Source organism: Mesorhizobium sp. WSM4808 (assembly GCF_055811675.1).
Map to the genome: position 1 here is coordinate 1 of NZ_JBVVQX010000049.1, position 11,363 is coordinate 11,363.

An 11,363-nucleotide genomic window follows, 5' to 3' on the forward strand; every position below is an offset into this window, starting at 1 on the left:
GATCCCGCCAGCGGTCTTGGATTCGGATTCGACCCGGCGAACGACCACGCGGTCATGAAGCGGGCGGAACTTCGACTGTGCCATTTTTTCTTCCTCGATGAGAGTGGTGAAAACACCGTCCGGCGAAGCCGGACACCTACAAAGCCCGGCTGTCCGGACCTGCGGTTACCACTCAGCAAGGACGAGTGCTAACGTGCCGATGAGATAGGCTGTAGGTTCGTACTGGTCAAGGCGGATGAGCGGACGGCCGAAGAGCCAAAAGATTTGGAATCGGCCGGAAGCCTGGCTCCCATTGCGGCGCATCCCAATGCCCAGACGCGTTTCGGCCGTAAGCTATGGGCCGACTTTTGTGTCTTATTTGGAATGTGAAATTATGTGAAATTAACGGCCGAGCAGTCGGCCGGGTATCGACGCCAGCCGAACAGTCTTGAGCTTTTAGCAGTTCATCCCTAACCTAGAGTTGCATCGCCAAAGGAGCGTTCTCGCTTCGAGCGGGCACTTGCAGACGATGATCGGAATGTCGCCTCGAGGACGATATTCCCCTCGGTCCGGGTAGCCTATCGAAGCGAAATCTTCGACCAGTTGTTTCCGGAGCCCGATATCGTGATGAAATACACGGACGTTGAACCAGGTCTTCAAGACGAAGTCCCTTGGTCGGACAGCCTCACCGCCTACGACAAGGAGCACTTCAAGACCTACTTGAGGTTCCTGGACGCCTCCGCCGACGATGCCAGTTATGAGGAGATGGCGCAGGTCATCCTCGGCATCGATCCGGCGGAAGAGCCGGTGCGCGCGCGAAAAGCAGCGCGAAGCCATCTCGATCGCGCGAACTGGATGATGACCACCGGTTACAAGGAATTGTTCGCGTAAATAAGGGTGAACGGGCGGCGACCCACGCTGCTTGTTCAGACGTGAACACGGCCGTCCGCCACAAGAATGGCATGACATCCGGGCCTGCGGGATAGGTCTATTCATTGTCAAACCCCGCTGCTCGTATAGGCAGAATATTCGCTGCGCCGACGCGTCTGGCGTGGCCATGCAGGTCAGCGGCCGCTCGTCATACCTGGCCGGCGCAGCTAAGGCGGAGAAGATGAAGCCGTGTTCTGTTGGCGGGTCAAAGCCGGACCATGTTCCAATGGTCTTCGTCGGGACCATGTAGCTATGCCATCTGGTGATTCACCGCGGCAGCAGAGCCGCCACCGTGTCGCTCGCTGGGCAGACCGGCGCTAGCCGGCTTGCTCGCGTGGGGGACATCACGCCGCTATTTTCTCTTGAGATCGTCATCGCCCTGATAACACACTTTGCTAGGTCGCGGATGTCGACGAGGTGCCTGTTCACGCACCAACTGTTCAGCAGGTCGGGAGGATCGATGAACTCTGAAGCTTTCAGCAGCCCACTTTTCGTACGACGTGCAGCATACATCGTGCAAGAGATTGCCAGTCTTGCGGGCGCTGTCGATTTCCTCGATGAATGGCCACCAGATCGCAGAGACCTGGTCCACGAAGCCGCCCTAAAGGCATGCTATGATGCATACGACGGGCGAAAGCCTGTAAGTGCAGCGCGCAATACCTTTTTCGGCTTCGCGAAGCGGGCCGCTATATTGGAGGATGCAACCTCCGCCATGCAATGGCTCGCTGCCTGCAAGTCGGGCAACGGAAAAGAGCGAGCCTAGGCTCGGCGACTCCTGCGAGGCTGGCGCGGGGCGGGTCAAGAGGGCATTGTCGACATTCAGGTCAGCGGACCGGCTCGGCTCGGCAAAGAAGTGGAACTGGGCTCTTGACCTATGATCGTCTTTGGGGGCGGAGAGATGACCGGCTTGAGGAGATTTGAGAGGCCGGTTGTTGTCCGGGTTGGGCCGCCATAGCACAAGAACGTAGCGAGCGCGCCCGAACTGGTTTCGCTAACTACCGGATTTGCCCCTGCATTTCGCTCGGTTCCATCCCGCCAATGGTGATTTGAATCTTCGTCTGCGCATCCGGCCGACTACGTTCTATCAACTATGAGATCGAACAGGACCGCCGCACTGGCATGTCCTCTGCCGGTACCTCAGCAAAGCTGGCTGAAATTTTCTTCTGCGTCCCCGGCAAGAGCAAAAGAAGACGAGTATGGCGTGGTTTGGTCCCCCGCCATTTCCTGTTCTGCGCAGATCATGCCGATAGCAGCTGCGCGCTCCAGAATGACCCTCGAGAGATAAAGTTAGGCTGTGATCTTCTTGCCGATCCGCGTCGCCGGCGCCGGCGTTTGCGAGTCTTTCGGTTTGCGGCCGAGCCCCATGGTCTTGGCCAAGGCCGAGCGCGCTGCGGCGTAGTTCGGCGCGACCATGGGGTAGTCCGCCGGCAGGCCCCATTTGGCGCGATATTCGTCCGGCGTGAGGCCATAGTGGGTCGACAGATGGCGCTTTAGCGATTTGAACTTCTTTCCATCATCAAGGCAGATGATGTAGTCGGCCATCACCGACCTCTTGATCGGAACAGCAGGCTTGAGAGCCTGCGGCTGTTCTGCGGAAACGCTGCCGGCGGTTCCTTTCAGGGCTGCATGTACTTGGCCGATCAGGGCGGGGAGGTCGCCCACAGGGACCGGATTGTTCGAGACATAGGCTGAGACGACATCGGCGGTAAGCTCGATGAGGGCGTCGAGGCTGTGGTCGGCTTCTTCTGTCATGAAATTCTCCGGTTGGCTTGAAGGCAGCTGGTGAAGCCTCGTTACATGGTGATGGTTGTGGCTGAAGGCAATAAATGTCTCGGCAGCATAAGCATCGCCATAAGATATAGCTAACAGCGTTCCGCCCCGGACATCGTTTCGGCTGCCAGGCGCCGGAACCGTATATGCAGCCATGCCGTATTGAGCTTTTGTAATTCCGAAAGCAACGTGACGAACTTCCGCGGACACGAAAATACGGCCAGGTGAACGAAACCCGACATTCGTGGTTCGTTAGTACGTTTGGACCCAACGAGGCCGGTCTATCCCTGGCGTCTTCTCCGGAGGATTGTTTGTCTTTGTTGCCGGCTGATCGGGCTTCCGCCGGAGCTTGGTCCGAGAATGAACTCAAACACGGATTGTGGCTGACCGAGCGCTGTCGCCTGCAAGGCTGCCGGGGTCCTTACCGCGGCTTCGGCGTGTTCGGCGAGCGCTGCGGGTGACATGCCGAGCCCACGCTCGAAGCCATGATCGGCCGTCTTCATCAGCCGACGAAGGAGCGCCGCGGCGCGTCCGGCATGACGCATTGCCGCCGCCTGCTTGCCCTGGCGGATCTTCACGCCGGCCGCCGATAACAGGATCAATCCCTTGAAGAGCGTCCGAAGCGGAGCGCCTCGGTCTGCAACCTGCCACAGGCCTTCCCATGCCTCATGGGCTTCCCAGTAATAGCCATGGTTGAAGAGGTCGAGACCCCAGAGGAATGTGTCGGAATCAAGCGAGACCTCTGTGGTCAACCGCATGGCTTCGCTATTATAGCTGTGTCCTGCGGGATCACGCACCGGATGCGGTTGCCTGCCCGGCAGATACGCATAGGGTGGAAAGCTCTTTTCCGGCAGCCAACGCTGGCGCAACATCGAACCAATAGCCATCAAAGCCGTATAGCACACCCATGACATCCTGAACGGATGATCACTCCAGAGCGCCCCTAGGCAAAAAATGAGGTTTTGGGCAAACGCCCGGGCTCGCAAGCTTCAGTGCACCAAGATGATCAGGCCTCGTGGTCTACTGGCATGTCGTTGAGATGTCATCCTTGCTGACCTATATGCCAGCGTGCGTTGGGCGTTCTCCTCCCATTGCGTCCGGCGCGTTCTCCTCTGGAGCTTTTTGACCTCTTGCTCGGCCGGGTGCTGCAAGCCCGGCCTTTTTCTTGCGCAGAAGCGATGAAGCGGCTCATCAGCGGCTATGAACATGGCTTGATCCGCCCAACTTGCGAGTGGGAGTGATCGGCCGCACGAGCTGGACTGCAAGCCCCTCTATGATCTAGGGCGGACACACATTTGCTGGGAAGATCCGCTCAGGCGAGCGAATTGGATGATAAAATAGGGTAGCTGAAAATTCTCGCCGGCGTGCCAGCGCCCGCGAACGGCGGCGTCTTCATATGGCGGACCCACCGTCTTGCCGACCAGGCAAAGCCGGCATGTCACTATCGGCCGTCCGCCAGATCCAGGAATCGAACTCCGGTTGCGATGCGATCAGTTCGCCCAGCGTTTCCTGGTACGCATCATCGGAAGAGGGGGCACGACATAATGGCCAACCGGCCGCGGCTGTATCTGCAATATCGATGTCGCGGCTGGCTTATCCACCGGCAGATTACAGCGTAGTGCTTTGACGCTTCGCTCCTTGTCCTGGCAAGCGCGTCGCCAGCTTCTTTTCATAGGCGGAGTCGTACGGCACCCAATTCTCCGCCACAACCATGACGGCCATTTCCTCGACCACCGCCAGCCCCCCGGAGTCAACCCGAAGGTGGCAATCGCAATCAAATGCGATGCCTCGTCCGCGCCCCAGAGTGCCATCTACGCCGTGGCGCTGTGGATCGCAGCCATGGTCAACGGTTACCGCGATGGCTTGTGGGGCACCTATCGACAATGGCAGGACGCCGGAGCGCAGGTGGCGGTCCGGCATATGAGGACCGGCGCCGCCCTTGCCTGGTAGAGATTGCTGGCGGACACGGAACCGCCTCAGTTTGGCTTCCGAGCGGGTCGGCGCGATGCTGATGACAAGTCGACGCCCTGCGTCGGGGCGTATCCTCGTATGGCGGGCGACGGCCCCGAAGATTGAAGCGCCCCGCGCGCGCATTCGGGCTGTAGCGTTGTGGCCGAGCCACGCTCCAACCAGGAACCTCTACCGGGCGGCCCCCTTTGTGGGGACGCAAATAGATAGGACATCGCGGCCGTGAAGCCAGCGATCGGATTAGGGCAACGTGGGTCTCGGAAGGTAACAAGGCCAAGTCCTTCACGTAGGCCGGCAACAGACTTGAGGCAGAACTCCTAGGCTTGCGTCGCGACAGCCCGGATGGGGAGCATCGTGTCTTTCACTATCTTCGAATTCCGGAGCCCGTTGGTTTCCCCAACTGGGCTGTCCAAATTTGCCGGTGAAATTTACTTTTTCCCAATTGTTCCATGCTAGGAGACCAACACGCAGCTACTACTCTAGGGCGGGAGTGAAAGAGTGATGCAGCGTCTGTCTGCCGCAAGGCTCGGTGACCTTTTGGCGGGAGACCTGCGTGTTTTTGGCGGGCCCTCGACGATCGAACCACTTGCCGGCCGTATCAGGGCGGAGCAGGTCAGTATCGTGCTTCGCAACACGCTTCTTGGCATGGTTGCGAACATCCTCAATGCGGCCACTTTTGTCGCGGCGTTTTGGGGCTCGCCCGAGCAAACCAAAGCCATCCTCTGGGCGAGTGTGATCATCGCCGCCGCGGGTTTCGTCGGCCTGAGAGCGAGATCATCATTTCAGTCCGTCAAACCAAGGTCGGTGTCTCGCCGGACAACGCAAAACCTGGTGCGGAACGCCTTCTTGTTCGGCACATGGTGGGGAGCACTTCCCGTTCTGTTCTTCAGCGGGGCAACAAGTGCTGCCCAGGTCGTGATTACCTGCCTGAGCGCGGGGATGATCGCGGGCGGCGCCGCTTCGTTTTACACGATTCCTATTGCGGCCATCGCGTATACGCTGCCGATCTTCGTCGGTTCAGCGGTGGCGATCGTGTGGGTGAAAGACGCGGTCAACCTGCCCGTCGCAATCCTGATGGTGAGTTACGCCATCACGTTGTTTCGTGCCGTGCTTGCTCACGCCTTCGAATTTACTCAGCGCTTGATTCTGCAGGCGGAAAGCGAAAATGCCATTCGCAGGGATGTTCTGACGAGACTGCCAAACCGGTTCAGCTTCAACGAGCGGCTGGAGAACGCGCTGGTGGACGCAAAGGAGTTTGACCAGCACTGTGGGTTGCTTTTGTTCGATCTTAACAATTTTGCCGAGGTGAATGATCGCTTTGGCCGAGCCATGGCGGATGCCCTTTTGGTCGAAGTGGCTGCGAGACTTCGGAGATCGACGCGGGAGAGCGATGGCATTGCCAGATTGGAGGGCGGCGAATTTGCAATAATTGCTACGCGCGATATCAGGCCAGATCAAATCAGGTCCTTGGCCAAACAGATCGTAGATGCCATGCGCGACCCATTCTTGATCGAAGGGCGCGAACTATATTGCAGGGCCTCTATAGGCATCGCTTTGGCTCCCGCTGACGGTTTGGATGCCAACCAACTCCTGCGGTGCGTGGACACCGCACTATACAGGGCCAAGACGCTGGGGGCGGGCTCCATCCAGTTTTTCAGCGCAAACGACGACGAAGCTGCCACAAGGCGCCATGTCCTCGAACGCGATCTGAAATCTGCGCTGGCCAACGACCAGCTTTGGCTCGCATTCCAACCCTTTCTCGACCTCGGACGTGATAGCGTCCGGGGGTATGAAGCGCTTCTGCGGTGGCAGCATCAGACCCTTGGCACGATCTCTCCCTCGGAGTTCATACCCATCGCTGAAGAAACGGGTTTGATTCACGCCATCGGACACTGGGTCGTCAAAACGGCTTGTCTGGCAGCGGCGCGCTGGCCGCGCGACATGCGGGTCTCCGTCAACTTGTCGGTAATGCAGCTTAAGAACAAGGCCTTGCTGCATGAAATTGTGGCGGCCTTGGCTGAAGCCGGTTTGGAGCCCCGAAGACTCGAGGTCGAAATCACAGAAACCGTGCTGATTTCGAATTTTGAAGAGACGATCTCGTTATTACAATCGTTGAGTTCTCTGTCTGTCACAGTTGCTCTTGACGATTTTGGCACCGGCTATTCGTCGCTCACTTATCTTCGCAAATTGCCTCTTTCGCGGCTCAAGATCGACCGATCTTTTGTCCAGGACATGCTGACTGATGCGGACTGCGCCGCGATTGTACGATCATTGGTCGAGTTGGCGCATGAGCTTCGAATTGCGGTAACGGCCGAAGGCGTGGAAACTCTCGACCAGCTCGACTACCTGCGCCACGTCGGATGTGATGAAGCTCAAGGCTATCTAATCGGGAAACCTGACCGGATTGACGACATTCCTGGCATTGCTGCGAAGCAGTTGGTCAGGAGCTAGGTGTTTGAATAGCAGGACCGGCATCTTAACCCGTGATGGTCTGGCTGCCTCCTATTTCTATGAGAACGGCCGCCTTGGCCTTTGCCCACGTATGTGACGCTGGCGCGGCACGTCGAGAAGGCATTTCGTCGAGATTTCGCGATCGCGGCCGGAATTCCGCTCGGCTCGGCAAGAAGACGAGCTTTGCTAGGCCGCTAATCGCCTTTGAGGGCGCAGAGATCACCGGCTTGAGCGGGTTTGAGAGACGACAATGATTCAAACCGGATTTCCCGCTTAAGCGCTTTATTCAAGTTTTGGCCGTAGATTTCTCCCCAGCGGGTGATAATCCTGCCTGGGGGAAGAGCATGTTGAAAGTCTACACTTGCATTGCCACGCAGCATGATTTGCGTCTGGTTGCGCTGGCGGCCTTTATCTGCGCCCTGGCCTCCTTCACGGCCGTGAATCTGCTTCACCATGTCGGGCGCGGTGAAAGCGAGATGCGACGGATCTGGCTAGCGGTCGCCTCGGTCGCCACCGGCTTCGGCATCTGGTCGACGCATTTCATAGCCATGTTGGCCTTCCAGCCCGCCATACCGAGCGGCTACAACATCGCTTTGACGATCATCTCGTTACTGGCCGCGATCGCTTTGACCGGCACGGGTCTCACGATCGGCATCTCGCCACGCGTTCCACAGGGACGCTGGATCGGCGGTGCGATCGTGGGAGGCGGCATCGCGGTGATGCACTACACCGGCATGGCCGCATTCGAGATCGCGGGTCGCGTCGTCTGGGATGTGCCGCTCGTCGCCGCCTCGATCATTCTTGGTGGGCTGTTCGGCGCGGCCGCATTGCCGGTCGCCCTTTACGCCAACACGGTCAAGTGGAAGGCGCTCGGTGCTCTCGTGTTGACAGTCGCGATTTGCAGCCATCATTTCACGGCGATGGGCGCGGCGGCAATCATGCCAGACCCGCGCATTGTTGTTTCCGCAACGGCGTTGCCCGCGGACTGGATGGCGGCTGGCGTAGCCCTCGTTTCGGTCGTCATCATCTTTTTGGCCATCATCGGCCTCGCCCTCGATGTGCGTGATCTCCGTCGCGCCGGCGAGATAGCGCGTATGCAGGAGCTGGTCGACGCGGCCGTCGAGGGGCTGATCGTGTGCGAAAAAACCGAGATCGTGGCCGCCAATCGCAGTTTCTCCGCGCTTGCCTGCGTCGACGGCTCGCAGCCGGTCGGACGCTCGCTCAGGTCCTTCTTTCCCACGGCCTCCCTAGGCGAACTCACGGGCACCGCGCAAACGCCGCTGGAGGTGGAACTATGCGCGACGGATGGCACCATGGTCCCCGTGGAGCTGATCCGGCACAGCATCCTTTATGCCGGCAAGCCGCATCAGGTGTTTGCCGTGCGCGATATTCGCGGGCGCAAGCGGGCGGAGGAGGAAATTCACTTCCTTGCCCACCACGACCCCTTGACCAAGCTTCCGAACCGCACGAGCTTCAACGAAAAGCTGGAGGCAGAGCTTACGGCACATCTCGACACTGAGCGGTGCCTTGCCGTGCTCTTCCTCGATCTCGACCGCTTCAAGGAGATCAACGACCTCTTCGGCCATCTTGTCGGAGACGCCGTGCTGCAGTGTGTGGCCGAGAAGATCCGGGGCGCCCTCAAGCCTGGGCAAATGGTTGCGCGCTTGGGCGGCGACGAGTTCGCTGTGATTGTTCCCGGTCTGCCGAGCGCGGGCTATGCGACGCGCACAGCTGAAGCCATCCTGGACGCATTCAACGACTCAGGCGCCAACCTGCCCGCCGGCGTCACGATCGGCACCAGCATAGGCATCGCTGTATTCCCGAACGATGCACCCGATGGGGAGACGCTTCTGAGCCATGCCGATGCCGCGCTCTATGAGGCCAAAGTGCAGGGGCGGGGCGTCTATTGCGTTTTCGAGCCGTCCATGGGTGAGCTTCTGCGCGATCGTCGCCAGTTCGAGCACGACGTCCGTCATGCGATCTCGCGCAAACAACTGCACCTGGTCTATCAACCGCAGGCGGAACTCCTGTCCAACGAGATCTTCGGTTTCGAAGCGTTGCTCCGGTGGGATCATCCCGAACGCGGCGCCGTTCCGCCTGCGGTGTTCATCCCGATCGCGGAGGAGTGTGGCGCCATTCTGAAGATCGGTGAATGGGTGCTGCGGACAGCCTGCGCCGAAGCGGCAAACTGGCAACAACCCCTGGCAATCAGCGTCAACGTTTCGGCCATGCAACTCCATGGCGGGAATTTGTCCGAGTTGGTCGAGGCAGTGCTGAAAGAGACCGGTCTCGATCCATTCCGCCTCGAGCTGGAAATTACCGAAACTTGCCTGATCAAGGACATGGCGCGCGCGCTCGCCGCGCTGCGCCAGCTCAAAAGCCTTGGGGTCCAAATCGCAATGGATGATTTCGGCACCGGGTACTCGTCGCTGTCGAATCTGCGGGCCTTCCCGTTCGACAAGATCAAAGTCGACCAGTCTCTGGTGCGGGCGGTAGATAGCAGCGACGAGGCGGCTGCCGTCATGCGTGCTGTCTTTGGCCTCGCCCGGGGTCTCAAGCTCCCCGTCTTGGCAGAGGGCGTCGAAACCGACGCGGAATTAACTTTCCTTCGGGGAGAAGCCTGTGATGCGATCCAGGGTTATCTTCTCGGCCGACCTTGCCCGATTTCCGACTTCGCTCAGCACACGATCGGCAATGCTAGGGCAGCCGCTTCCCGGCGGTTGGGGAACCACGAACTGCGCGTGATCAAGAACAGCGCGGCTTAGTGCGGAAGCGGGTCGCACGCTGCTCGCCATGCGCTGCTACGAGCCGCTCGAGCCTCGGTGATCGGGAAGATCCCGATCACCGAGGGAGGAAAGAGGTTCGATGCCAGCAGTGCAAGAGCCGCGAGTGGATCTCCGGCGCTCGGCGTTGGCAGATCTGGCAGGACGAATAGGAAGAAGGGCCGGCGCCGTTTGGTGAAGGTTGCCTGAAATGGACGCCGGCTAGCTGGGAGTGTACGCCGCACCCATAGCTGAGTCTTGACGCCAAGTCACCTGCGGCAATTGGGATAGACCGCCCGCTGGCGGGCTAGTCAGCACGCGCCGGGCCTGACCGGGGGGCTCGGAAGCGAAACATGGCAGCGGCTGACAATATACAATACGCAATTGCTATCGACAACCGCCGCTACAGTGATCGCGGACCTGAGTGGCGCCCGCGCGCCTGAAGGCGCGCGCCGGGTGCTCGTGCACCGAGCCCGCTTTTTCCTCGGCAGGCTCGGGCGGTCTCGGCCATCCGGCTTCGCCCCCTGGTTCGGGCAGCCTGGCGGCTGCTGACGGCCGCCGGCCGATTGGCCGGCGTGGTTTTCATGGTGGCCTTCCCCGGTGGCGCGCTGTGGGCGGCTCTCCCTTCTAGGCCCGCCGCGGCGTCCCGCAACCCTTCGCTGCGCTTCGGGTCCTCCTCTCCGTTCCGGTCCTTCGGATGCGGTCCGCCTTTCACGGCGGGTCTTTCCGGTCGTTTTCGCCGCCCACCCCGCTTCCGGGGGAGGGCGCGATTGGCGAGCGGAGGACCAGGGCATGCGTTCAACCAACAAGCGTTCCGGCAGCCGAAAGGCTGGCGCAAGCAGGGGCGGGCGCGCAGGCGCCAACCTTTATCAAGAGATCACCGACCGCATCATTGCCGAGCTCGAGCGCGGCATCGTGCCATGGGTCAAGCCCTGGGGAAGCGCAAAGGCAGGCCTCGGCCTGCCCAGGAATGCGGCCACCGAGCGCCGCTATTCCGGCATCAATATCCTGATCCTCTGGGGCGCGGTCATCGAGCGCCGCTATGCCAGCCAGAACTGGCTGACCTTCCGGCAGGCGCTTGCCCTTGGCGGCAATGTCAGGAAAGGCGAGCGCGGCACGACCATCGTTCACGCCGACCGCTTTGTTCCGAAAAACGAAAAGCAACGCGCCAAGGTCGACGGCGACGAACCACAGGCGGTGCCTTACCTGAAGCGCTTCACCGTCTTCAATGTCGCGCAGTGCGATAACCTGCCCGAACATCTCCATGCCGCCGCCGATCCGCTGCCGCAGCGCCAGATCATCCCGCAGGCCGAAGCGCTCATTCATGCAAGTGGCGCGGATGTCCGCATCGGTGGCGATCGCGCTTTCTACATGCCGGGCAGCGACTTCATTCAGGTGCCGCCGCAACCGGCCTTCTTTCAGCAGGTCAACTATTACCGGACCTGCTTTCACGAGCTTGGCCACTGGACTGGCCACCCGACGCGCCTTGCGCGCGACCTCTCC

The 11,363-nt window shown here is 60.1% G+C and carries 9 protein-coding genes and 1 pseudogene; 6 read left to right on the forward strand and 4 right to left on the reverse strand.

Features of this window, described 5'->3' with window-relative positions; translation table 11 throughout:
- A pseudogene (locus AC0L2U_RS34255) lies at window positions 1-84 on the reverse strand (co-chaperone GroES); the annotation flags it as partial.
- Between the two features lie 522 nt (window positions 85-606).
- Between AC0L2U_RS34255 and AC0L2U_RS34260 the strand changes: the two are divergent.
- Together AC0L2U_RS34260 and AC0L2U_RS34265 are read left to right on the forward strand one after the other, a co-directional pair.
- A complete protein-coding gene (locus tag AC0L2U_RS34260) occupies window positions 607-870 on the forward strand; it encodes a DNA -binding domain-containing protein (protein WP_473603632.1) in 264 nt (87 codons plus the stop codon).
- A 499-nt stretch (window positions 871-1,369) separates the two neighbouring features.
- On the forward strand, window positions 1,370-1,672 hold the full coding sequence (locus AC0L2U_RS34265; RefSeq protein ID WP_473603633.1) for a DUF982 domain-containing protein: 303 nt from the start codon (window positions 1,370-1,372) through the stop codon (window positions 1,670-1,672).
- Window positions 1,673-2,196: 524 nt separating this feature from the next.
- Here the strand turns inward: AC0L2U_RS34265 and AC0L2U_RS34270 are convergent.
- The 3 genes from AC0L2U_RS34270 to AC0L2U_RS34280 all read right to left on the reverse strand — a co-directional run bounded on the left by AC0L2U_RS34270 (window position 2,197) and on the right by AC0L2U_RS34280 (window position 4,490).
- The gene (locus AC0L2U_RS34270; RefSeq protein ID WP_473603635.1) at window positions 2,197-2,661 is read right to left on the reverse strand and encodes a Ros/MucR family transcriptional regulator; all 465 of its coding nucleotides are present in this window, start codon (window positions 2,659-2,661) and stop codon (window positions 2,197-2,199) included.
- Window positions 2,662-2,960: 299 nt separating this feature from the next.
- Window positions 2,961-3,584: a DUF309 domain-containing protein gene (locus AC0L2U_RS34275; protein ID WP_473603636.1), complete on the reverse strand. Its 624-nt coding sequence runs from the start codon at window positions 3,582-3,584 to the stop codon at window positions 2,961-2,963.
- 585 nt (window positions 3,585-4,169) lie between these two features.
- Complete coding sequence (locus tag AC0L2U_RS34280) at window positions 4,170-4,490, reverse strand: DUF1173 family protein (protein ID WP_473603637.1); 321 nt, start codon at window positions 4,488-4,490, stop codon at window positions 4,170-4,172.
- Here AC0L2U_RS34280 and AC0L2U_RS34285 point away from each other — a divergent pair.
- The 4 genes from AC0L2U_RS34285 to AC0L2U_RS34300 all read left to right on the forward strand — a co-directional run.
- Window positions 4,441-4,629: an ArdC family protein gene (locus AC0L2U_RS34285; RefSeq protein ID WP_473603638.1), complete on the forward strand. Its 189-nt coding sequence runs from the start codon at window positions 4,441-4,443 to the stop codon at window positions 4,627-4,629. The genes AC0L2U_RS34280 and AC0L2U_RS34285 overlap by 50 nt on opposite strands.
- 519 nt (window positions 4,630-5,148) lie before the next feature.
- Window positions 5,149-7,098: a putative bifunctional diguanylate cyclase/phosphodiesterase gene (locus AC0L2U_RS34290; RefSeq protein WP_473603644.1), complete on the forward strand. Its 1,950-nt coding sequence runs from the start codon at window positions 5,149-5,151 to the stop codon at window positions 7,096-7,098.
- 344 nt (window positions 7,099-7,442) lie between these two features.
- A complete protein-coding gene (locus tag AC0L2U_RS34295; RefSeq protein WP_473603639.1) occupies window positions 7,443-9,863 on the forward strand; it encodes a bifunctional diguanylate cyclase/phosphodiesterase in 2,421 nt (806 codons plus the stop codon).
- A 789-nt stretch (window positions 9,864-10,652) separates the two neighbouring features.
- Window positions 10,653-11,363 (forward strand): ArdC family protein (locus AC0L2U_RS34300; RefSeq protein WP_473603640.1); only part of this gene is annotated, 711 nt, incomplete at its 3' end.